Below are 20,892 nucleotides of genomic sequence, written 5' to 3'. Positions count from 1 at the left end.
CGCGGCACCGGGGTAGGCAGCCGGCATGGGAAAGACATATGAGCGCATCGACGGCCGGCTGCGGCGTTTCATCGAGGACCAGCCCCTGTTCTTCACGGCCACCGCGCCCCTGGCCGGGGACGGCACGGTCAACCTCTCCCCCAAGGGCCTCAAGGGCTCGCTCGCCGTGCTGGACGGGACGACGCTGGCGTATCTCGACTTCGCGGGCTCCACCGCGGAGACCGTGGCCCACCTGCGGGAGAACGGCCGGATCACCCTGATGTGGTGCGCCTTCCAGGGCCCGCCGAACATCGTGCGCGTGCACGGCCGGGGCGAGCCCGTCTTCCGCGACGACCCGCGCTTTACGGACCTGCTGGCCGCCTTCCCCGGCATCGATCCCGCCCCGCACGGCCTGCGGGCGGTCATCGTGGTGCGCGCGGAACTGATCCGCGACTCCTGCGGGTACGCCGTGCCCCGCATGGCCTACGAGGAGGACCGCGACCTGCACGGGCGGCGCTTCGCCCGCGAGGACGACGCCTCGCTGAGCGACTACTTCACCAGGAAGGAGCACATCGCGACGAGCATCGACGGGCTGCCCGGCCTGCCGCTGCCGCTGCCGCCCTCTACGGTCTGAGCCATGCGCCGCCCCCTGGTCACCGCCCTCGTGTCCGCCTCCTTCCTCGCGCTCGGTCTCGCGCCCGCCGACACCCCGCTGCCCGCACGCATGGCGGACACCGGCCGAGGCACCCAGCTCATCACCGCCGAGGCCCCGGACACCGGCTCCACGACGGGCACCCTGACCTGGTGGGACCTGAAGGACGGCGACTGGACGGCCACCGGGACCGCGCCGGCCCGGTTCGGCTCGGGCGGCCTGGTGGAGGGCACCGCCCGGCAGCAGGGGACCAGCACCACCCCGGCCGGGCTGTACGACCTGCCGTTCGGCTTCGGCATCGAGGCGGCACCGGCCGGGACGCGCGTCGCGTACTCCCCCGTGCGCGACAGTTCGTGGTGGTGCCAGGACAACGACTCCGCCCACTACAACCGCTGGGTCGACCCCCTCCCTGCCGACTGCCGTGCCGCGGAGTCCGAGCACCTGGTCACCTACACGGCCCAGTACGCCCACGCCCTCGTCATCGGCTTCAACTACGACCGTCCGGTGCGCGGGCGCGGCGCGGGCATCTTCCTGCACGTCAACGGCAACGCGGCGACGGCCGGTTGCGTCTCGGTGCCCGCCGACGCCATGGCCCGCGTCCTGAGCTGGGCCGACCCGGCCCGCCACCCGCACATCGCCATCGGGACCCGGGGCGGGACCACCGCGATCACCGGCTACTGAGCGCCGCCGGGACGTCCGCCGGGACGCTGAACACTTCGCCCACACCGCGCGTATGTGTGGGCCAAGGGTCAAGTCCCCCGGAGGAACCGTGACCACCACGCTCGCAGGCGGACGTGCCGCCCGCCGCCAGACGATGCGCCGCATCCGCCCGCGCCGCTCACCGGCCGTCCCGCTGCTCCTCGCGGTGTGGGCCGGTGCCGCGGCCGTGTTGTGGCTCTGGTGGCACAACACCCCCTCGATCGCCGACAACGCCGGCCGGGTCCTGAACGCCGGACGGATCACCGGTCTGCTGGCCGGGTACCTGATGGCGCTGGTGGTGCTCCAGATGGCGCGCGTACCGGCGCTGGAGCGCCGGGTCGGCTCGGACCGGGTGGCCCGCTGGCACGCGATGAGCGGCCGCTACACGCTCAGCCTGGTCGTCGCGCACGTCTTCCTCACCATGTGGGGGTACGCCCTCCAGGCGGGCAAGTCGCTCGGCGACATCGTGCAGCAGACCGTCGATTCGGTGAACCAGCTCCCCGACATGGGCAAGGCGGCCATCGGCACCGGCCTGTTCGTGGTGATCGGGCTCTCCTCCGTCGGCGTGGTGCGGCGCAGGCTGCCGTACGACACCTGGTACCACGTGCACCTGCTGACCTACGCGGCGGTGTTCCTGACCTTCTGGCACCAGATCACGACCGGCAACGACTTCGCGGTGGAGCCGTCCGCCAAGACCTTCTGGTACGTGCTGTACGGCGCGGTGACCGCGCTGGTGCTCTGGTACCGGATCATCGTGCCGGTCCGGCTGAACCTGCGGCACCGGATGCGGGTGGAGGCGGTGATCGAGGAGTCGCCGGGCATCGTGTCGGTGCTGATCTCGGGCCGCAAGCTGCACCGGATGGGCGCGGAGGCGGGCCAGTTCTTCCGCTGGCGGTTCCTGGCGCCGGGGATGCGGTTCAGCTCGCACCCGTACTCGCTGTCGGCCGCGCCCCGGCCGGGCATGCTGCGGATCACCGTGAAGGCGATCGGCGACCACAGCGCCCGGCTGCGCGAGCTGGAGCCGGGCACCGGGGTGTGGGCGGAGGGCCCCTACGGGGCGCTCACCGCGCAGCGGCGCAGCCGGGGCAAGGTGCTGCTGGTGGCGGGCGGGGTCGGCATCACGCCGATGCGCGCGCTGTTCGAGACGCTGCCCGGCGCCTCCGGCGACATCACGCTGCTGTACCGGGCCAACACCACGCAGGACCTGGCGCTGTGGGACGAGCTGGCCGCGATCGCCGAGGAGCGGGGCGCCCGGCTGATGTACGCGGTGAACAGCCCGGAGGGCGAGCGGCCGGACATCTCGGCGGAGAACCTCCGGCGCAAGATGCCCGACATCGACCGCCACGACGTCTTCATGTGCGGGCCGCCCGGCTTCGCGCAGTCGGTGTACGAGGCACTGCGCGGCGCGGGGGTCCCCGCCCGGCGTATCCATCACGAGTCGTTCGAGATGTGAGCGGAGCTCAGGAAGTCATGAGGAAGAGCCACCCCATTCGGCGCGTGATGCTGGCCACCGCGGCCACCGTGTCCGGTGTCGTGCTGCTGCTGTCGCTGAAGCCCGCCTCCGATCCGGCCTCCGCCTCCGCGGCGGCCCCGCCGGCGTCCGCCGCGGCCGAGGAGTCGCCGCAGGGCGGGCAGAGCGGCGCCCAGGCGTCGGACCGGGCCGGCACGGTGACCGGGGCCGCGGCGCAGACCCCGTACGGTGCCGTGCGCGTCCGGCTGACGGTCAGCGGCGGGAAGATCACCAAGGCGGAGGCCGTCGAGGCGCCCAAGGGCCCGACGAGCGACGACAAGACGGCGCTGGCCGTGCCCCGGCTGAACCAGGCGGCGCTGGCGGCGCAGAGCGCCCAGATCGACTCGGTGTCGGGGGCGACCTACACCAGCACCGGGTACAAGAAGTCGCTGCAGTCCGCGCTGGACCAGGTCAAGAAGGGCTCGGCGGGCGGGAGTTCGGGGGCCGCGCAGGCCCGTACCGTCACCGGGAAGGCCGAGCAGACGCCGTACGGGCCGGTCCAGGTCCGGGTCACGCTCAGCGGGAAGAAGATCACCAAGGCGGAGGCGGTCCAGGCGCCCAAGGGCCCGACGAGCGACGACAAGACGGCGCTCGCCGTGCCCCGCCTCAACCAGGCGGCCGTGGCCTCGGGGAACGCCGGCATCGACTCCGTGTCCGGGGCCACCTACACCAGCACCGGGTACAGGAAGTCGCTCCAGTCCGCGCTGGACCAGGCCGGTGGCTGAGACGGTGGCCGAGCGGGCGGGGACACCGCATGTGGTGCGGCACGCGGAGGAGGTCATGGGGACCGTCTTCTCCTTCGACGTGCGCGGCGGCGACCCCGCCGAGGTGCGCGCCGCGCTGGAGTCGGCGGTCGCCGGACTGCACCGGGTGGACGCGGTGTTCAGCACCTACCGCGAGGACAGCGAGGTCTCCCGGCTGGCCCGCGAGGAGCTGACGCCGGAGCGGTGCTCGCCCGAGGTGCGCGACGTGCTGGAGCTGGCCGCGGAGGCGGAGCGGGTGAGCGACGGCTGGTTCAGCACGCGCTACCGGGGGACGCTGGACCCGACCGGGATCGTCAAGGGCTGGTCCGCCGAGCGGGCGGCGCGTTCGCTGGCCGCCGTGCCCGGGGTGTGCGGGGTCAGCGTGAACGGCGGTGGTGACGTCCAGATGGTGGGCGCGCCCGAGCCGCACCGGGCCTGGCGGGTGGGCGTCGCCGACCCGCTCCGGCCGGGCGGCCTCGCGGCGGTGGTGTCGGCGGCCGGGGCGGACGAGCTGGCGGTGGCCACCTCCGGCACCGCCGAGCGCGGCGCGCACATCGTGGACCCCCGCACCGGCCGCTCCGCGGTGACGGACCTGGTCGCGGTCACCGTCGTCACACCCCGCCTGACCTGGGCCGACTGCTGGGCCACGGCCGCCTTCGCCATGGGCTCCCGCGCGGGACTGGCCTGGCTGGAGTCGCTCCCGGACGTGGAGGCCCTGCTGATCACGGCGGGCGACGAGGTGCGCTGCACGGGGGGCCTGGCGACCCGGCTGGGGTGAGGGCGCCTCCCGGCCGGGGCGTAGCGCGAGGGGCGGCATGCCCGCCCGGCCGAACCGCGGCGTTCCCCGGCGACGACACCGGCCGGGTCATCGGGCCACACCCTGCGCGGCGCGGCGCGGCCGGAACGGCGGACCGGGAGTGCGCGCATCCGGCGCGGCCGACCGGTCACGCGCCTCGGGCGGACCGGCCGCGGGCGCCGGATGCCCCGCACCGACGACTCACGGCGCGTTCTGGGCCAGCCTCAGCAGGTGGTCGGCGAGGGCCTGACCGCCGGTCGGGTCGCGGCTGATGAGCATCAGGGTGTCGTCGCCGGCGATGGTGCCGAGGATGTCGTGCAGTTCGGCCTGGTCGATGGCCGAGGCGAGGAACTGGGCGGCGCCGGGCGGGGTGCGCAGCACGACGAGGTTGGCGGACGCCTCGGCGGAGATCAGCAGCTCCTGCGACAGGCGCCGCATCCGCTCCTCCTTGGCGGAGCCGCCCAGCGGGGCGCGCGGGGTGCGGAAGCCGCCCTCGCTGGGCACCGCGTAGATCAGGTCGCCGTCGGTGTTGCGGATCTTGACCGCGTTCAGCTCGTCCAGGTCGCGGGAGAGCGTCGCCTGAGTGACGCTCAGCCCGTCGTCGGCGAGCAGCTTGGCGAGCTGGCTCTGCGAGCGCACCGGCTGCCGGTTGAGGATGTCCACGATCCGGCGGTGGCGGGCCGTGCGGGTCTGCGGCACCGCGGGCCCTGCGCCCGCCGCGGAATCGTGGTCCTGCGCCTGGCTCATCGTCGTCGTCTCATTCTCGGGGTCGTCCGTCCTCATCGCTTGCGTCGAGGATGCCGGGCAGTGCCTGGAGGAAGGCGTCCACCTCGTCGTCGCCCAGGTTCAGCGGGGGCATGATCCGTACGACGTCGGGAGCGGGCGCGTTCACCAGGAACCCGGCTTCCTGGGCCGCCGCCTGCGCCTTGGCGGCGTACGGCCCGGTGAGCACGATACCGAGCAGCAGGCCCGAGCCCCTGACATGGTCGACCAGCGCGTGGTCCAGCGCCTCGATCCCGGCGCGCAGCGCCTCGCCCTGCCGCTTGACGCCCGCGAGCAGGTCCTCGTCCGCGATGGTGTCGAGGACGGCGAGCCCGGCGGCGCAGGCGACGGGGTTGCCGCCGAAGGTGGTGCCGTGCTGGCCCGGCCGGAGCAGGTCCGCGGCGCGGCCGAAGGCGACGGTCGCGCCGAGCGGCAGTCCGCCGCCGAGGCCCTTGGCGAGGGTGACGACGTCGGGCAGGACGCCTTCGTGGGCCTGGTAGGCGAACCAGTCCCCGGTGCGGCCGACCCCGGTCTGCACCTCGTCCAGCACGAGCAGCGCGCCGGTCGCGGCGGTGATGGCGCGGGCGGCCTTGAGGTAGCCGGGCGGCGGCACCACGACCCCGCTCTCGCCCTGGACCGGCTCGATGATGACGAGGGCGGTCTCGTCGGTCACGGCGGCGGCGAGCGCCTGCGGGTCGCCGTACGGGACGTGCGTGACGTCGCCGGGCAGCGGCCGGAACGGCTCCTGCTTGGCGGGCTGGCCGGTGAGCGCGAGGGCGCCCATGGTGCGGCCGTGGAAGCCGCCCTCGGTCGCCACCATGTGGGTGCGCCCGGTCAGCCGGCCGATCTTGAGCGCGCCCTCGTTGGCCTCGGCGCCGGAGTTGCAGAAGAACACCTTGCCGTCGCGGCCGAACAGCAGCAGCAGGCGTTCGGCGAGGGCGACGGGCGGCTCGGCGACGAACAGGTTGGAGACGTGGCCGAGGGTGCCGATCTGCTCGGTCACCGCAGAGACGACGGCCGGGTGGGCGTGCCCGAGGGCGTTGACGGCGATGCCGCCGACGAAGTCCAGGTAGCGCTTGCCGTCGGCGTCCCAGACGGCGGTTCCCGCGCCGCGGACGAGCGGGAGGCGCGGGGTGCCGTAGTTGTTCATGAGGGCGCCCTGCCAGCGGGCGGTCAGTTCCTCGTTGCTCATGACTCCCCCGGGGTGTCCGTCTCGTCGGGCACGACCATGGTGCCGATGCCCTCGTCGGTGAAGATCTCCAGCAGGATGGAGTGCTGGACGCGGCCGTCGATGACGCGGGCGGTGCGCACGCCGTTGCGCACGGCGTGCAGGCAGCCCTCCATCTTGGGCACCATGCCCGCGGAGAGTTCGGGCAGCAGTTTCTCCAGCTGGCTCGCGGTGAGGCGGCTGATCACCTCGTCGGAGTGCGGCCAGTCCTCGTAGAGGCCCTCGACGTCGGTGAGGACCATGAGGGTTTCGGCGCCCAGCGCAGCAGCGAGTGCCGCAGCCGCCGTATCAGCATTGACGTTGTAGACATGTCCGTCGTCCTGGGAGCGGGCGATCGAGGAGACGACCGGGATGCGGCCGTCGGCGAGCAGGGCTTCGATGGCGCCGGTGTCGATCTCGGTGATCTCGCCGACGCGTCCGATGTCGACGAGTTCGCCGTCGACCCTGGGCCGGTGCCGGGTCGCGGTGATGGTGTGGGCGTCCTCGCCGGTGATGCCTACGGCGAGCGGTCCGTGCTGGTTGAGCAGGCCGACCAGCTCGCGCTGCACCTGCCCGGCGAGCACCATCCGTACGACGTCCATGGCGTCCTCGGTGGTGACGCGCAGGCCCGCCTTGAACTCGCTGACGATGCCGTGCCGGTCGAGGGCGGCGCTGATCTGGGGGCCGCCGCCGTGCACCACGACCGGCCGGAGCCCGGCGTGGCGCAGGAAGACGACGTCCTGGGCGAAGGCGGCCTTGAGGCTGTCGTCGACCATGGCGTTGCCGCCGAACTTGATGACGACGGTGCGGCCGTGGTGGCGGGTGAGCCAGGGCAGCGCCTCCACGAGGGTCTGCGCCTTGGGCAGGGCGGTGTGCTTCCGCGTGGGCGTGCTCATGAGCTGTACGCGCTGTTCTCGTGGACGTAGTCCGCGGTCAGGTCGTTGGTCCAGATGGTGGCGGTCTCGGTGCCGGCCGCGAGGTCGGCGACGATGTGCACCTCGCGGTAGCGCATGTCGACCAGGTCGCGGTCCTCGCCGACGGAGCCGTCCTTGCAGACCCAGACGCCGTTGATGGCGACGTTCAGGCTGTCCGGTTCGAAGGCGGCCTTCGTGGTGCCGATGGCGGACAGGACGCGGCCCCAGTTGGGGTCCTCGCCGTGGATGGCGCACTTGAGGAGGTTGTTGCGGGCGATGGACCGGCCGACCTCGACGGCGTCGTCCTCGGTGGCCGCGTTGATCACCTCGACCTTGATGTCCTTGCTGGCGCCCTCGGCGTCGCCGATGAGCTGGCGGCCGAGGTCGGCGCAGACCTCGCGGACGGCGTCGGCGAACTCGTGGCCGCCCGGGGTGATGCCGGATGCGCCGGAGGAGAGCAGCAGGACGGTGTCGTTGGTGGACATGCAGCCGTCGGAGTCGACCCGGTCGAAGGTGACCTTGGTGGCGGCGCGCAGGGCCTTGTCCAGGTCGGCGTCGGTGAGGTCGGCGTCGGTGGTGAGGACGACGAGCATGGTGGCGAGGCCGGGGGCGAGCATGCCGGCGCCCTTGGCCATGCCGCCGACCGTCCAGCCGTCCCGGGCGGCGACGGCGGTCTTGTGGTGGGTGTCGGTGGTCTTGATGGCCAGGGCGGCCTTCTCCCCGCCGAACTCGGAGAGCTGGGAGGCCGCCTTCTCGACGCCGGGCAGCAGCTTGTCCATCGGCAGGGTCACGCCGATGAGCCCGGTGGAGCAGACGGCGATCTCGATCGCGCCGCGTCCGAGCACCTCGGCCGCCTTCTCGGCGGTGGCGTGGGTGTCCTGGAAGCCCTGGGGTCCGGTGCAGGCGTTGGCGCCGCCGGAGTTGAGGACGACCGCGCTGACCTCGCCGCTCTTGAGTACCTGCTCGGACCACAGCACCGGGGCGGCCTTGACGCGGTTGGCGGTGAAGACGCCGGCGGCGGCTCGTCGGGGGCCGTTGTTGACCACGAGGGCCAGGTCGGGGTTGCCGTTCTGCTTGATCCCGGCGGCGATGCCCGCCGCGGTGAATCCCTTGGCCGCTGTGACGCTCAAGGCGCGACTCCGATCGTGGAAAGCCCGGTGGTCTCGTCGAGCCCGAGGGCGATGTTCATGCTCTGTACGGCACCGCCCGCGGTGCCCTTGGTCAGGTTGTCGATGGCGCTGATCACGATGACCCGGCCGGTCTCCTCGTCCAGGGCGGTCTGCACCTGGACGGCGTTGGAGCCGGTCACGGCGCCGGTGGCCGGCCACTGCCCCTCGGGCAGCAGCCGGACGAACGGCTCATCGGCGTACGCCTTGTCGTAGACCGCGCGGACCGCCTCGGCGGTGACCCCGGCCCGCGCCTTGGCGCTGCACGTGGCGAGGATGCCGCGGGGCATGGGGGCGAGGGTCGGGGTGAAGGAGACGCTCACCCGCTCCCCTGCGGCCGCGCTGAGGTTCTGGATCATCTCCGGGGTGTGCCGGTGGCCGCCGCCGACGCCGTACGGGCTCATGGAGCCCATGACCTCGGCTCCGAGCAGATGCGGCTTGGGCGCCTTGCCTGCCCCGGAGGTGCCGGAGGCGGCGACGATCACGGCCTCGGGGTCGACGATGCCGGCCTCGTACGCCGGGAAGAGGGCGAGGGAGACGGCGGTCGGGTAGCAGCCGGGGACGGCGATGCGCCGGGTGCCCTCCAACGCGGCGCGCGCGCCGGGGAGTTCGGGCAGGCCGTAGGGCCAGGTACCGGCGTGCGGGGAGCCGTAGAACCGCTCCCAGTCGGCGGAGTCCGCGAGCCGGAAGTCGGCGCCCAGGTCGATGACGAGCACATCCGGGCCGAGCTGCTCGGCGACGGCGGCGGACTGCCCGTGGGGCAGCGCCAGGAAGACCACGTCGTGCCCGGCGAGCGCCTCGGGGGTCGTCTCCGCCAGCACCCGGTCGGCCAGCGGCGCGAGCTGCGGCTGCAGCTCACCCAGCCGTCGCCCCGCGCTGGAGTGCCCGGTGAGCGTCCCGATCTCGACCCCGGCATGCCCGAGCAGCAGCCGCAGCAACTCCCCACCCGCATATCCACTGGCCCCGGCGACCGCCGCGCGCACCACCATGCCGAACCTCCTTCATTGGGCATGACTATACGTAGCTCCGCAGTTTTATGCAATCAGGTGTGCGAGAGGGAGTACTCAGACGTACAGCGCCGCCATCGCCCGGACCGACTCCGCGATGCGGGAGCGGAGTTCCGGGGGTGCGAGGATCTCCACCTCCGGGCCCAGGCGGAGCAGTTCCGACTCGGCGTGGGCCAGGTTCTCGATGGGGATGACGGCGCGGTGACGGCCGTCGGGCTCCGCTGCGGCGCGGGTGACGGCGTCGAGCACCGCGCCCGGCGCGAAGTCGCGGAGGCGGGCGATGCCGGCCGGGGTGATCAGGATCTCCGCCTCGCCCTGCCACAGACGCTCCTGGAGACTCGCCGAGTGGGCCCGCCAGTGGCGGGCCAGGTCGAAGCCGGCCGGGGGGTCGAACGTCTCGTCCAGTGTGTCGAGGGCGAGGATCTGCCCGATCCGGTAGGTGCGCAGGGCGTCGCCGGTACGGGCGACGGTGTACCAGCGCCCGGCCTTGAGCACGATCCCGTACGGCTCCAGTCGCCGTTCCACCTCCTGCGGGGCGTGCCAGCGGCGGTAGCGGACCCGGACGGCACGGCGCTCCCACACCGCCGCCGCCACCGCCGGAAGGTGCGGCACCTCGTCGGCCTCCCGGTACCAGCCCGGTGCGTCGAGGTGGAAGCACTCGCGGATGCGGCGGCTCTGATCCCGTAGCCCGGCGGGCAGCGCGGCCTCCAGTTTCAGCTCGGCGGCGGCCAGTACGGGGCCCAGCCCCAGCTCGGCCGCCGGTCCCGGGAGCCCGGCGAGGAACAGGGTCCGGGCCTCGTCCGCCGTGAGTCCGGTCAGCCGGGTGCGGTAGCCGTCCAGCAGGGCGTAGCCGCCCGCGTGGCCCGCCTCGCCGTAGAGCGGGACGCCCGCCGCGCTGAGCGCCTGCACGTCCCGGTACACCGTGCGCACGGACACCTCCAGCTCCGCCGCCAGTTCGTCGGCGGTCATCCGGCCGCGGTTCTGGAGCAGGAGCAGGAGCGAGAGGAGTCGGCCGGCGCGCATGGCCGCGAATCTACGCCGGTGCGTCTTCCCTGACACAGGGTGTCAGGGGACCGGTTCTAGCGTCTGCCGCATGACGGACAACGACTTCACGTTCTTCACCGGCACGTACGACGTCGCCAACCGCCGGCGCAAGGACTTCCTGGACTCCGCCGAGGGCGACGACCGCTGGGAGGAGTTCCCCGGCGTCACCCGGGCCTCCGTGCACTTCGACGGCGCCGCGAGCTTCGACGAGATCGAGTTCCCCACCCTGGGCTCCTCCGGGCTGACGCTGCGGCTGTTCGACCCGGCGACCGCCCAGTGGTCGCTGTACTGGGCGAGCAAGCGCACCGGCACCCTCTTCCCGCCCGTCACCGGCCGCTTCGGTCCGGACGGCACCGGTGTCTTCCACGGCGACGACGAGCACGAGGGGCGGAAGGTCCGGGCACGCTTCATCTGGTCCGGCATCGGCGCGGACCGCGCCCACTGGGAGCAGGCGTTCTCCCTCGACGGGGGCCGGACCTGGATCACCAACTGGCACATGGACTTCACGCGCCGAACGTGACGGCGCGGTGCTTAGGATCGCGGGCATGGGACTGCGGCCTGTGCACGTCAATATCAAGGCGCTCGACGCCCCGGTGGTCGGGCGGTTCTGGGCCGAGGCGCTGGGGTGGACCGCCTACGGCGCCGGTGCGTCGACCTATGTCGGACCCGCCGGGGGTCTCGTCTGGCCCGACCCGGTCGCGGTCGGGGTGGACGTCGTTCCGGTGCCGGAGGCGGGGTCGGGGACGGGGACGGCGGCGAAGAACCGTACGCATCTCGATGTCGCCACCACCTCCCTCGCCCACCAGGCGGAGCTGGTCGCGCGGCTGCGCGCGCTCGGCGCCGCGCCCCTCGACATCGGCCAGGGCGACGTGCCGTGGACGGTCCTCGCCGATCCCGAGGGCAACGCGTTCTGCGTGCTGGAGCCGCGGGAGGTCTACCGGGACACGGGGCCGCTGGCCGCCGTGGTCGTGGACTGCGCGGACCCGCACGCAATGGGCCGGTTCTGGGGCGAGGCGCTGGGCTGGACCGTGCGCCGGACGACCGACGACCTCGTGCACCTGCGCTCGGCCGAGGGCACCGGCCCCTACCTGGAGCTGTTCCGCTCACCGCTCGCCGGCACCGAGCCCGGCCGCGTCCACCTCGACCTGCTCCCCCAGCCCGGCGACGACCTGGCCGCCGAGGTCGGCAGGCTCAAGGATCTCGGCGCGGCCGGCCTGGACATCGGTCAGGGCGACGTGCCGTGGACGTGCCTCACCGATCCCGAGGGCAATCCGTTCTGCGTACTGGCTCCGTCCTGAGCGTTTCACTCCATGTTGTTGGCCGCCTCGACCAGCACGTCCGCCGACAGCAGCCCCAGCGCGTTGGAGGCGAGCGGGCTGTCGCCGGTCAGGAGGTTGCGGTCCTGGTGGGTCCGGCCGGTGATGTCGGAGTTCAGGACGGTGACGCCCTGCTGCTCCAGGAGTTCGGCGACCAGCCAGCGCAGCCGGCCCGGGAGATAGCCCATCTCCTGGTTGGCGCCGGTGTCGAGGGCGTCGGGGAAGACGCACAGGGAGTAGCCGTCGAAGGGCGACTCGTCCTTGCCCTGGGCGGCGGCGAGCAGCGCGGCCGGGCCGTGGCAGAGGGTGACAACGTACTTGTCGTTGGCCATCGCCCAGTCCAGGGTCTCGGTCACCTCCTCGCTCTCGGGGAGCCCGATCACCGCTCCGTGGCCGCCGGGGATGAAGACGGCGATGTAGTCGGACTCCGGGCCGAGCTTGTCCGCGACCACGTCGGAGAGCTTCAGGGGCTCCTTCAGCTTGGGCTTGAGCGCCTCGTAGGTCTCCATGACGGCCGTGTCCTCCTCCGGCAGGGCCCACAGTTCCAGCTTCACGGGGTTGCCGCTGAGGGTGGCCACGTCGACGTCGAAGCCCGCCTCCATCATGTGGTGCAGCGGGAGCAGCATCTCGACCGGATGGTTGCCGGTGGAGAAGAACTTGCCGTCCTCGGTGAGGAGATACCGCTCGTCGGTGCCGATCATCAGCACCTTCCACCGTCCGCCGGTGTAGTCGTTCTTGTGCCGCACGCCGTCGAAGTTCGTCGTCGGGGACGTGTACTTGCTCAGCGAGTACGGGGACGGGAAGAACGCGTCGTCCTCGGCCGGGTCCGGAGCCGGGTCCTTGCTCAGGTCGGGTTCAGACATGGGAAAACCTCCTTCTCTCCAACGTAGGCACCCGCCCGGACCCGCGCACGGCGCGACCGGGCGGGACGCGGGTGGCATGCTCCGTCCCACGGGTGCACAGTGGCCGTGAGGAGCGCGCGGGGAGGAGATCGCATGCCTCAGCAGCCACCAGGGACCACGCAGGAATTCGACTTCGTCGTCGTCGGTTCGGGTGCCGGCGGCGGCCCGCTGGCGGCGAACCTCGCGCTGGCCGGGCACCGTGTGCTGGTGCTGGAGGCGGGCGACGAGCACGACTGCCGGTACTACTCGATCCCGATCATGCAGGGCTTCGCCAGCGAGGACCCCGACATGGCGTGGAACTTCTTCGTGCGCCACTGGGACGACGCGGCGACCCAGCGCGAGGACCTCAAGTTCACCGGCGCCGAGGACGGCGTGCTCTACCCGCGCGGCAGCTCGCTGGGCGGCAGTACGACGGTCAACGCCCTGATCATGCTGTTCCCGCAGGGCCGGGAGTGGCAGCGGCTCGTCGAGCTGACCGGTGACGCGGGCTGGAGCGCCGAGGCGATGCGCGAGCGCTTCCGGCGCCTGGAGAACTGGCAGGGCCAGGACGCCGAGCCGCTGCCCGGCGAGACCCCGGCCGAGCGGGACGCCAAGGCCCGGCACGGAACGCGGGGCTGGCTCGGCACGACCAGGGCCGCGCCTCCCCTGGCCCCGCGCGAGCCCAGGTTCCTCGACATCATCGGCGCCGTCGAACGGACCGCCCGCGACCGCTTCGGCATCCCCGACGACGTGCCCCTCCCCCGCGACCCGAACGCGGCGGACACCCCGCCGGACTTCGAGGGCATGGCCTTCATCCCGGCCTCGGTCGACCAGGGCGCCCGCAACGGCACCCGGGAGCGGCTGCTCGACGTGCGCCACCGGGTCGGGGACCTTCTGACGATCAGGACGAACACCCTGGTAACCCGGGTGCTCTTCGACGGCGACCGCGCGGTGGGTGTCGCCTACCGGGACCAGCGGCGTGCCTACGGCGCCTCACCGGACGGCACCTGCCGGCTCCGTCCCGGCGAGCCCGGCGCGATGGAGGAGCCGGACGGGGACGAGGCCGCGGTCGCCGAGGGGACGGCGTACGCGACGAAGGAGGTCGTCCTGGCCGGCGGCACCTACAACACCCCGCAGCTGCTCATGCTCTCCGGCATCGGCCCCCTCGAGGAACTACAACGGCTCGGCATCCCGGTGCGGGTGGACGCGCCCGGCGTGGGGCGCAATCTGCACGACCGGTACGAGGCGTCGGTGGTCGCCGAACTGGACGAGGACTACCCCCTGTTCGAGGGCTCGTCGCTGAACGTCCCCCTGCCGGACGAGGAACAGGACGAGCTGATCACCGAGTGGGACACCGACCGCGCCGGCCCGTACGCGACCAACGGCCAACTGGCCGCGCTCATCGCCAGGTCGAGCGTCTCCGACGGGGACTCCGACCTCATGCTGCTGGCGATGCCCCTCGACTTCCACGGCTACTACCCCGGCTACGCCGAGGAGGCCACCGAGGGCCGTGACCGGCTCGGTGTGGTCGTGCTCAAGGGCCACACCAGGAACCGGGGCGGTTCGGTGACCCTGCGCTCGACCGACCCCACCGAGCCGCCGGAGATCAGGTTCCGCTACTTCTCCGAGGGCACGCCCGGCTGGGAGGAGGACCTGGACGGTCTGGTCGACGGGTTGCGGATCGCCCGTGACGTCGTCGCCAACGCGGGTCAGGCGGGGGTGCGGCGGGAACTGGTCCCGGGGCCCGGGGTGCGTACCGACGACCAGCTCAAGGAGTGGGCGCGGACCCAGTCCTGGGGGCATCACGCGTGCGGCACCGCCAGGATCGGCGCCGGGGACGACGATCTGGCGGTGCTGGACGGCGACTTCCGGGTGCGCGGGGTGCGGGGACTGCGTGTGGTGGACGCGTCGGTGTTCCCCGACATCCCCGGCCTGTTCATCGCCTCCGCGGTCTATCTGGTCAGCGAGAAGGCGAGTGAGGCGCTGCTCGCGGAGTACCCGGCGGCGTGACCTCGCCGAACCACCTGGGCAGGTGGGCGAGCAGTTCCTCCTGGCTGTCGCCCGCCCAAGCGACATGTCCGTCGGGACGCAGCAGGACGGCGGGCACGTCGAGTTCCTCGCTGACGTCGACGACATGGTCGACGCGGTCCGCCCAGCCGTCCACGGAGAGCCGGCCGGTCTGGTCGAGGAGCAGTCCGCGGGCGCTGTGCGTGCGGTCGTAGAGGCGTCCCGACCTCAGCCGTACGTCCCGCAGCCGGCGGCCGAGGAGTTCGTGGCCCTCGCCGAGGTCGTAGCGGATGTCGACGGCGGTGATCATGCCGGTGATATGGCGGTTGACCTCCTCGAAGTCCATGAGACGGGAGAAGAGTTCGCGCAGGGCGGTGGCGCCGGGGTCGGTACCCAGGAGGGTCATCCCGGCCCGGGTGGTCCCGAGCACGCGGGCACCGACCGGGTGGCGCTCGGCGTGGTAGCTGTCGAGCAGGCCCTCCGGCGCCCAGCCGCGCACCTCGGCGGCCAGCTTCCAGCCGAGGTTGAAGGCGTCCTGCACACCGAGGTTGAGTCCCTGGCCGCCGGTCGGCGGGTGAATGTGGGCCGCGTCCCCGGCCAGCAGGACACGGCCGGCGCGGTAGCGCTCGGCCTGCCGGACGGCGTCGCCGAAGCGGGACAGCCAGCGCGGCGAGTGCACGCCGAAGTCGGTGCCGGCGACCGCCCGCAGGCGCGTACGGAACTCCGCGAGGGTGGGCGGGGCCGACCGGTCCTCGGACACGCCGTCGGCGGGCACGATGACGCGGTACACCCCCTTCTGGCCGTCCACGTCGGGCGAGAGGCCGAACCTCAGCTGGGTCCTGCGGACCTCCTCCACGACGGCGGCGATCCGGGCGGGGTCCTCGGTGGCCTCCATGTCCCCGAGGAGCGTCTCCACCTTCGCGGGCTCGCCGGGGAATCCGACGCCGGTCAGCCCGCGGACCGTACTGCGGCCGCCGTCGCAGCCGACGACGTAGCGGGCGCGGAGCCCGGTGCCGTCCGCGAGTCCGACGCTCACGCCGTCCTCGTCCTGGGTCAGCGCGACCACTTCCCGGCCGCGCCGGATCTCGGCGCCCAGTTCACGGGCCCACGCGTCGAGCAGCCGCTCGGTGACGGCCTGCGGGGTGGCGAGGCCGTACGGGTGCGCGGTGTCCAGGCCGTCCGGCCAGGGCTTGACGATGCCGCCGAAGAGGCCGCCGGCCTGGAACTTCTCGCTCTCCGCGAGGAACCTCCCCAGCAGGCCGCGCTGGTCCATTACCTCGACGCTGCGCGCGTGCAGTCCGCGGCCCCGGGACTGGGTGGTCGGTTCGGTCAGCCGCTCCAGCACGACGACACCCACTCCGGCCAGCCGCAGTTCCCCGGCCAGCATCAGCCCGGTCGGTCCGCCGCCGACCACGATCACATCGAACATCCACCCGCCCCATCAGAGAAATCGCCCGTCGGCCGGAACTCCGGGGCATACTCCGCGAGCGCCCCATTTCCGCCACTCCCGGCCGCGGCCGCCCATTCTGCGTCACCACGGGGCCCTTGCCGCAAGGCCCCCTGTGCGCTATATCTTGAAAGTGGCAGGGAGATGTCGTCTCCTTGCCTTCGCTGTTTTCCGGGGCTTTCCCGGGGCCTCCCAGGGTCTTCCGGGGCTCCGACCGCGACCCGGACCGCTCGCCACCCGACAGAATCGGGCACGGATTGTCGGGTGCCGGGCTCCTCCTCGCGCCTAGCGTTCCCGGTGTCAAGAGGAAGGAACGGGGCGTGCTGGAGCGGCTCAACCACGCGATGGAGCACATCGAGCGGCGACTCGACGGCGACATCGACCCGGAGGAGCTGGCGCGGATCGCGGGCACCTCGGTGTACCACCTGCGGCGGATGTTCTCCGCGCTCGCCGGGATGCCGCTGTCGGAGTACGTCCGGCGCAGGCGGCTCACGCTGGCTGCCGCGGAGGTGGTCGCGGGCCGGGACACGCTGCTCGACATCGCGGTGCGCCACGGCTACGGCTCGGGCGAGGCGTTCGCCAGGGCGTTCCGCGCGATGCACGGCGTCGGCCCGGGCCAGGCGCGGCGGGCCGGTGCCACGCTCAGCTCACAGCCCCGGATGTCCTTCCGCCTCGTCGTCGAAGGGAACAGCGACATGCGACACCGGATCGAGCGGAAGCAGGCGTTCGGCGTGGTCGGTTACAAGGCCAGGGTGCCCCTGGTGCACGCCGGGCCGAACGAGGCGATCATCGAGTTCGTCCGCGGGATCGGCCGGGAGCGCCTGGACGGGCTGGCGAAGCTGTCGGACCAGGAGCCGGAGGGTGTGGTCGCGGTCTGCGACGACCTCGACCCGAGCCGGGCCGAGGGCACCGAACTCGACTACTACCAGGCCGTGATCACCTCCTCCCCCGTACCCGAGGGCATGACCGGGCTGCGCGTCCCGGCCGGTACCTGGGCGGTGTTCACCGCCGACGGGCCGATGCCGCAGGCCGTGCAGACCCTGTGGCGGGACGTGTTCACCCAGTGGTTCCCGTCCAACCCGTACGCGAGCCGCCCCGGCCCGGAGATCCTGCGGGTCCGGCCGGCCGGGGACGGGACCGAAGGGGAGGCGGAGCTGTGGCTGCCGGTGGAGGGGACCGCGCGGTGACCGGCCCGGAGGGCGGCCCGTAAGCTCGGAGCATGGACGCGGGCGGGGTGACGGACGGCGAGTGGTGGCCGGTGGCCGACGCGCTCGGGTTCCTCGCCGGGCGTTGGCGGGTCACCCGGACCGTGCGGGACCTCGCGGGCGCCGACGAGGGGTACTTCGAGGGGCACACGGCCTTCGGGCCGCTGCCGGACGGCGCTCGGGGGCTGCTGCACGAGGAGGCCGGGGAGTTCACCTGGCAGGGGGTGACGCGGCCCGCGACGCGCACGCTGCGTTTCCTGCCGGGGGCGGAGCCGGGCACGGCGGAGGTGCGGTTCGCGGACGGGCGGCCCTTCCACGACCTGGACCTGCGCGCCGGGCGGCATGTCGCCGGGCACCCCTGCGCGGCCGACTTCTACCGGGGCGAGTTCACCGTCTCCGGCGCCGGTCACTGGCGTTCGGTGTGGCGGGTCGGCGGGCCGCGCAAGGATCTGGTGCTCACCACGGACTACGTGCGCGAGGGCTGAGGGGACACCGCCTCCAGACGCAGGGTCCAGCGGCCCGCCCGGCCCGCCACCGTGATCGTGGACAGGGGGCGTACGTCGATGCTCCAGAAGGCGGCCGGGGGCGCCTGGAGGGCGTAGACGAGGGCCGCGCGGATCACGGACGGCTCGGCGACGGCGACGATACGGGCGTGGTCGTCCCCGGGCCGGGTGTCGAGCCAGCCGCCGACACGTGAGATGAAGGAGAGCATCGACTCGCCGCCGTGCGGGCTGGCCCTCGGGTCGGCGAGCCAGGCGTCCACCGCCTGCGGCTCACGGGCCATCGCCTCGGCCACGGTCAGCCCCCGCCACCGCCCCATGTCGCATTCGCGCAGGGCGAGTTGGGAGAGCGGGGCGTAGCCGAGAGCGTCGCCGGTGGCGCGGCTGCGCAGGGTCGGGGAGCAGTAGCGCAACTCGGCCGCGGCCAGCGGCAGCAGGTACCCCACCACGCGCTGCACCTCGTCCCAGCCTGCCTGGTCCAGCGGCCGGTCGTCCTGGAACCGCTCCGCCTGCGACGGGGAACCGTGCGCCGCGGCCACGAACGTCACCCGAAGTGGCATGCGGTGATGGTGAGCCCCGGACGGATGCCGGTCAAGAGCGATCGCCCCCGCTTCACCGACGGTGACCAAAAAGCGTCGTCCGGGCCGTCCCGGCACCCCTGTTCCGTGAGCGGCTCCCGTGACTCCCGTGGCTTCAGCGCACTTCGTCCCACGCCGTGCGCAGTCGCCGCACCCCCTCCGCGATCTCCGCCGTGCCCGCCACCGCGGCGAAGCTCAGCCGGATGTGGGCCGCCGGGGGTTCGGCGCTGAAGTAGGCGCGTCCGGGGGTGATGGAGATGCCCGCGCGCAGGGCGGCCGCGGTGAGGGCCGCCTCCGGGACCCCCTCGGGCAGGCGGAGCCAGAGGTGGAAGCCGCCGAACGGGATGTGCGGCAGGGCGAGTTCGGGCAGACGCAGAGCGAGCGCCCCGGTCATCGCCTCGCGCCGCGTCGCCAGCTCGGCCGACAGCGAGCGCAGATGGCGGGGCCATGCCGGAGAGCCCACGAGTTCGAGCGCCGCCTCCTGGAGCGGCCGGGGCACGAAGAAGCTGTCGACGACCTGGATGGCGCGCAGGCGTTCCAGCACCGGCCCGCGCGCGGCCAGCGCGCTCACCCGGAAGCTGGGTGAGGTGGCCTTGGTGAGCGAGCCGACGTGCACGACGACGCCGTCGGGGTCGTCCGCCGCGAGGGGGCGGGGCAGCGGGGGCGCGTCGGCGTGCGCGAGACGGCGTACGTAGTCGTCCTCGATCACGAAGGCGCCCGAGGCGCGGGCGATGCGCAGCACCTCGGCGCGGCGTTCGGGGGCGAGGACGGCGCCGGTCGGGTTCTGGAACAGGGGCTGGCAGACGAAGACCCGGGCGCCGGTGGCCCGGAAGGCGTCGGCCAGCAGGTCGGGGCGTACGCCGTCGGGGTCGACCGGTACCGGTACGGGGCGGAGTCCGGCCGCGCGGGCCAGGTCCAGCATGCCGGGGTAGGTGGGCGACTCCACCAGGACCGGCGCGCCGGGCGGGGCGAGCGCGCGCAGGGCGGTGGCCAGCGCGGACTGTCCGCCCGCCGCGACCAGCACCTCGGCGGCCGTGACGGAGCCGCCGATGCCGCGCGCGAACCACTCGCGCAGTTCCGGCAGCCCCTCCAGCGGCGGCCTCCCCCAGGCGCCGGGGCGCCGTCCGGCGCGGGCGAGCGCGGCGGCCATCGCCTGCTCGGGCTGGAGACCGGGGTGCGGGTAGCCGCCGCTCAGCTCCAGCACGCCGGGCGGCGGCGCGGGCAGCGAGACCATGACTCCGGAGGCGTCCACGGTCCGGGGTACGACCTCACCGGCGGCGTCGGCGCTCAGCGCGACCTCCTGCCAGGAGGTGTCCCCGGCCGCCGGGGCGGCGGGGCGCGGCGACGCCCGGAAGGCGCCCGCGCCGGGGCGGGTGACGACGAGCCCCTCGGCGGCGAGCTGGGCCAGGGCCCGCGAGACGGTCACCGGACTGACGCGGAACCTCTCGACCAGAGCACGGCTCGACGGGAGCTTTCCACCGACCGAGTAGCGGTCCAGCTCCCGGCGCAGCTGCTCCGCCAGTCCACGCACACTGCTACGCTCGTCCATGAGAGCACAGAGTAGCGCTACCGAACCGGCCGCGATAACGGTCACCACCCCCCGCGAGCCCCTTCTCCTGGGCAGCGGCCAGGCGGCGCTCGGTGTCGTCGCCTTCTCCCTGACCTTCCCCGCCACCGCCTGGGGCCTGGAGAGCTTCGGCCCCTGGTCGCTCACGTCGGTCCGGGGCGTGCTGGCTGCCCTGGTCGCGGGCGCCTGCCTGCTGTTCCTGCGGGTTCCCCTGCCCGCGGCCCGCCATCTGCCGGGGCTGGCGGTGGTGGGGGCCGGGACGGTGCTGGGCTTCCCGCTGCTGACCACGCTCGCCCTGCAGACCTCCACCACCGCGCACGCTGCCGTCGTGGTGGGTCTGCTCCCGCTGACCACCGCCGCCATGTCCGCCCTGCGGACCGGCGCACGCCCCTCGCGCCGCTTCTGGGCGGCCGCGCTGGCGGGCGCGGCCGCCGTGGTCGCGTTCACCGTCGCGCAGAGCGGCGGCGCGCTGAACAGGGCGGACGCCTACCTCTTCGCGGCGCTGCTGGTGTGCGCGGCCGGGTACACCGAGGGCGGCCGGCTGGCCCGTGCCATGCCGGGCTGGCAGGTCATCGGCTGGGCGCTGGTGCTGTGCCTGCCGCTGAGCGCGCTCGGCAGCGCGCTGGCGCTGGGCCACGAGCCGGTGCGGCTCACCGCGCACGGCGTGGCCGGGGTGCTGTGGGTCGCCGTGGGCTCGCAGTTCCTCGGGCTGCTGCTGTGGTACCGGGGCATGGCGGCCGTCGGCATCCCCCGGGCCAGCCAGTTGCAGTTGGCTCAGCCGCTGCTCACACTGGTGTGGTCGGCACTGCTACTGGGCGAGCACGTCACCGCGGCGGCACCGCTGACCGCGCTCGCCGTGCTCGTGTGCATCGCCGTCACCCAACGGTCGTGACCGTGAGGAGGGCCTGGAAG

The 20,892-nt window shown here is 73.3% G+C and carries 21 protein-coding genes; 11 read left to right on the top strand and 10 right to left on the bottom strand.

Going from position 1 to position 20,892, the window contains the following annotated elements:
• The first annotated feature begins 25 nt into the window (after positions 1-25).
• The 5 genes from ABZ898_RS15805 to ABZ898_RS15785 all read left to right on the top strand — a co-directional run bounded on the left by ABZ898_RS15805 (position 26) and on the right by ABZ898_RS15785 (position 4,361).
• Entirely contained in the window at positions 26-613 is a 588-nt protein-coding gene (locus ABZ898_RS15805) for a pyridoxamine 5'-phosphate oxidase family protein (RefSeq protein WP_361658147.1), read from the top strand.
• 3 nt (positions 614-616) lie between these two features.
• Complete coding sequence (locus ABZ898_RS15800; RefSeq protein WP_361658144.1) at positions 617-1,312, top strand: L,D-transpeptidase family protein; 696 nt, start codon at positions 617-619, stop codon at positions 1,310-1,312.
• 88 nt (positions 1,313-1,400) lie between these two features.
• On the top strand, positions 1,401-2,783 hold the full coding sequence (locus ABZ898_RS15795; RefSeq protein WP_361658141.1) for a ferredoxin reductase family protein: 1,383 nt from the start codon (positions 1,401-1,403) through the stop codon (positions 2,781-2,783).
• A 17-nt stretch (positions 2,784-2,800) separates the two neighbouring features.
• Positions 2,801-3,565, top strand: a complete 765-nt coding sequence (locus tag ABZ898_RS15790; protein WP_361658138.1) for an FMN-binding protein — start codon at positions 2,801-2,803, stop codon at positions 3,563-3,565.
• The gene (locus tag ABZ898_RS15785; protein WP_361658135.1) at positions 3,558-4,361 is read left to right on the top strand and encodes an FAD:protein FMN transferase; all 804 of its coding nucleotides are present in this window, start codon (positions 3,558-3,560) and stop codon (positions 4,359-4,361) included. The genes ABZ898_RS15790 and ABZ898_RS15785 overlap by 8 nt, the downstream gene beginning before the upstream one ends.
• 219 nt (positions 4,362-4,580) lie before the next feature.
• On the opposite strand, the gene ABZ898_RS15780 is transcribed toward ABZ898_RS15785, so the two are convergent.
• The 6 genes from ABZ898_RS15780 to ABZ898_RS15755 all read right to left on the bottom strand — a co-directional run bounded on the left by ABZ898_RS15780 (position 4,581) and on the right by ABZ898_RS15755 (position 10,458).
• On the bottom strand, positions 4,581-5,126 hold the full coding sequence (locus tag ABZ898_RS15780; RefSeq protein ID WP_161145803.1) for an arginine repressor: 546 nt from the start codon (positions 5,124-5,126) through the stop codon (positions 4,581-4,583).
• Between the two features lie 10 nt (positions 5,127-5,136).
• Positions 5,137-6,333, bottom strand: a complete 1,197-nt coding sequence (locus ABZ898_RS15775; protein ID WP_361658132.1) for an acetylornithine transaminase — start codon at positions 6,331-6,333, stop codon at positions 5,137-5,139.
• Entirely contained in the window at positions 6,330-7,244 is a 915-nt protein-coding gene (argB, locus tag ABZ898_RS15770; RefSeq protein WP_361658129.1) for an acetylglutamate kinase, read from the bottom strand. The genes ABZ898_RS15775 and argB overlap by 4 nt, the downstream gene beginning before the upstream one ends.
• The gene (gene argJ, locus ABZ898_RS15765; RefSeq protein ID WP_361658126.1) at positions 7,241-8,392 is read right to left on the bottom strand and encodes a bifunctional glutamate N-acetyltransferase/amino-acid acetyltransferase ArgJ; all 1,152 of its coding nucleotides are present in this window, start codon (positions 8,390-8,392) and stop codon (positions 7,241-7,243) included. The genes argB and argJ overlap by 4 nt, the downstream gene beginning before the upstream one ends.
• Positions 8,389-9,417: an N-acetyl-gamma-glutamyl-phosphate reductase gene (argC, locus tag ABZ898_RS15760; protein WP_361658123.1), complete on the bottom strand. Its 1,029-nt coding sequence runs from the start codon at positions 9,415-9,417 to the stop codon at positions 8,389-8,391. The genes argJ and argC overlap by 4 nt, the downstream gene beginning before the upstream one ends.
• Positions 9,418-9,492: 75 nt before the next feature.
• Positions 9,493-10,458 (bottom strand): WYL domain-containing protein, encoded by a 966-nt coding sequence (locus ABZ898_RS15755; protein ID WP_361658120.1) that lies wholly within the window; start codon positions 10,456-10,458, stop codon positions 9,493-9,495.
• Positions 10,459-10,528: 70 nt separating this feature from the next.
• On the opposite strand from ABZ898_RS15755, the gene ABZ898_RS15750 reads away from it, so the two are divergent.
• Together ABZ898_RS15750 and ABZ898_RS15745 are read left to right on the top strand one after the other, a co-directional pair.
• On the top strand, positions 10,529-10,999 hold the full coding sequence (locus ABZ898_RS15750) for a hypothetical protein (RefSeq protein ID WP_361658117.1): 471 nt from the start codon (positions 10,529-10,531) through the stop codon (positions 10,997-10,999).
• Positions 11,000-11,024: 25 nt separating this feature from the next.
• Positions 11,025-11,777: a VOC family protein gene (locus tag ABZ898_RS15745; RefSeq protein WP_361658114.1), complete on the top strand. Its 753-nt coding sequence runs from the start codon at positions 11,025-11,027 to the stop codon at positions 11,775-11,777.
• A 5-nt stretch (positions 11,778-11,782) separates the two neighbouring features.
• On the opposite strand, the gene hchA is transcribed toward ABZ898_RS15745, so the two are convergent.
• A complete protein-coding gene (gene hchA, locus ABZ898_RS15740; RefSeq protein ID WP_361658111.1) occupies positions 11,783-12,658 on the bottom strand; it encodes a glyoxalase III HchA in 876 nt (291 codons plus the stop codon).
• 132 nt (positions 12,659-12,790) lie between these two features.
• Between hchA and ABZ898_RS15735 the strand changes: the two genes are divergently transcribed.
• Positions 12,791-14,686 carry a GMC oxidoreductase gene (locus ABZ898_RS15735; protein ID WP_361658108.1) on the top strand — a complete coding sequence of 632 codons (1,896 nt, stop codon included), beginning with the start codon at positions 12,791-12,793 and terminating at the stop codon, positions 14,684-14,686.
• Here the strand turns inward: ABZ898_RS15735 and rox are convergent.
• Entirely contained in the window at positions 14,637-16,112 is a 1,476-nt protein-coding gene (gene rox, locus ABZ898_RS15730) for a rifampin monooxygenase (RefSeq protein WP_361658106.1), read from the bottom strand. The two genes, ABZ898_RS15735 and rox, sit on opposite strands and share 50 nt — an antisense overlap.
• Positions 16,113-16,450: 338 nt before the next feature.
• Between rox and ABZ898_RS15725 the strand changes: the two genes are divergently transcribed.
• A complete protein-coding gene (locus ABZ898_RS15725) occupies positions 16,451-17,317 on the top strand; it encodes an AraC family transcriptional regulator (RefSeq protein WP_361658104.1) in 867 nt (288 codons plus the stop codon).
• A 32-nt stretch (positions 17,318-17,349) separates the two neighbouring features.
• A complete protein-coding gene (locus ABZ898_RS15720; RefSeq protein WP_361658102.1) occupies positions 17,350-17,820 on the top strand; it encodes a DUF6314 family protein in 471 nt (156 codons plus the stop codon).
• Here ABZ898_RS15720 and ABZ898_RS15715 read toward each other — a convergent pair.
• Together ABZ898_RS15715 and ABZ898_RS15710 are read right to left on the bottom strand one after the other, a co-directional pair.
• A complete protein-coding gene (locus ABZ898_RS15715; protein WP_361658099.1) occupies positions 17,802-18,395 on the bottom strand; it encodes a histidine phosphatase family protein in 594 nt (197 codons plus the stop codon). The genes ABZ898_RS15720 and ABZ898_RS15715 overlap by 19 nt on opposite strands.
• Positions 18,396-18,528: 133 nt before the next feature.
• A complete protein-coding gene (locus ABZ898_RS15710) occupies positions 18,529-19,962 on the bottom strand; it encodes a PLP-dependent aminotransferase family protein (RefSeq protein WP_361658096.1) in 1,434 nt (477 codons plus the stop codon).
• Between ABZ898_RS15710 and ABZ898_RS15705 the strand changes: the two genes are divergently transcribed.
• Positions 19,961-20,872, top strand: coding sequence for a DMT family transporter (locus tag ABZ898_RS15705; protein WP_361658093.1), 912 nt, complete (start codon positions 19,961-19,963; stop codon positions 20,870-20,872). The two genes, ABZ898_RS15710 and ABZ898_RS15705, sit on opposite strands and share 2 nt — an antisense overlap.
• The last annotated feature ends 20 nt before the right edge of the window (positions 20,873-20,892 follow it).

Source organism: Streptomyces sp. NPDC046860 (assembly GCF_040645115.1).
Taxonomy (GTDB): Bacteria; Actinomycetota; Actinomycetes; order Streptomycetales; family Streptomycetaceae; genus Streptomyces.
Note: the sequence above shows the minus strand (reverse complement) of the source record. Positions and strands in the feature narration are given on the sequence as shown.

Bases quoted from the DNA above. Each gene is read 5' to 3' on its own strand.
- ABZ898_RS15780 (WP_161145803.1), bottom strand. From the start codon at position 5,126: ATGAGCCAGGCGCAGGACCACGATTCCGCGGCGGGCGCAGGGCCCGCG.
- ABZ898_RS15750 (WP_361658117.1), top strand. From the start codon at position 10,529: ATGACGGACAACGACTTCACGTTCTTCACCGGCACGTACGACGTCGCC.
- rox (WP_361658106.1), bottom strand. From the start codon at position 16,112: ATGTTCGATGTGATCGTGGTCGGCGGCGGACCGACCGGGCTGATGCTG.
- ABZ898_RS15715 (WP_361658099.1), bottom strand. From the start codon at position 18,395: ATGCCACTTCGGGTGACGTTCGTGGCCGCGGCGCACGGTTCCCCGTCG.
- ABZ898_RS15720 (WP_361658102.1), top strand. From the start codon at position 17,350: ATGGACGCGGGCGGGGTGACGGACGGCGAGTGGTGGCCGGTGGCCGAC.
- argC (WP_361658123.1), bottom strand. From the start codon at position 9,417: ATGGTGGTGCGCGCGGCGGTCGCCGGGGCCAGTGGATATGCGGGTGGG.
- ABZ898_RS15790 (WP_361658138.1), top strand. From the start codon at position 2,801: ATGAGGAAGAGCCACCCCATTCGGCGCGTGATGCTGGCCACCGCGGCC.
- ABZ898_RS15745 (WP_361658114.1), top strand. From the start codon at position 11,025: ATGGGACTGCGGCCTGTGCACGTCAATATCAAGGCGCTCGACGCCCCG.
- hchA (WP_361658111.1), bottom strand. From the start codon at position 12,658: ATGTCTGAACCCGACCTGAGCAAGGACCCGGCTCCGGACCCGGCCGAG.
- ABZ898_RS15735 (WP_361658108.1), top strand. From the start codon at position 12,791: ATGCCTCAGCAGCCACCAGGGACCACGCAGGAATTCGACTTCGTCGTC.
- ABZ898_RS15775 (WP_361658132.1), bottom strand. From the start codon at position 6,333: ATGAGCAACGAGGAACTGACCGCCCGCTGGCAGGGCGCCCTCATGAAC.
- ABZ898_RS15705 (WP_361658093.1), top strand. From the start codon at position 19,961: ATGAGAGCACAGAGTAGCGCTACCGAACCGGCCGCGATAACGGTCACC.
- ABZ898_RS15710 (WP_361658096.1), bottom strand. From the start codon at position 19,962: ATGGACGAGCGTAGCAGTGTGCGTGGACTGGCGGAGCAGCTGCGCCGG.
- ABZ898_RS15805 (WP_361658147.1), top strand. From the start codon at position 26: ATGGGAAAGACATATGAGCGCATCGACGGCCGGCTGCGGCGTTTCATC.
- ABZ898_RS15800 (WP_361658144.1), top strand. From the start codon at position 617: ATGCGCCGCCCCCTGGTCACCGCCCTCGTGTCCGCCTCCTTCCTCGCG.
- ABZ898_RS15755 (WP_361658120.1), bottom strand. From the start codon at position 10,458: ATGCGCGCCGGCCGACTCCTCTCGCTCCTGCTCCTGCTCCAGAACCGC.
- argB (WP_361658129.1), bottom strand. From the start codon at position 7,244: ATGAGCACGCCCACGCGGAAGCACACCGCCCTGCCCAAGGCGCAGACC.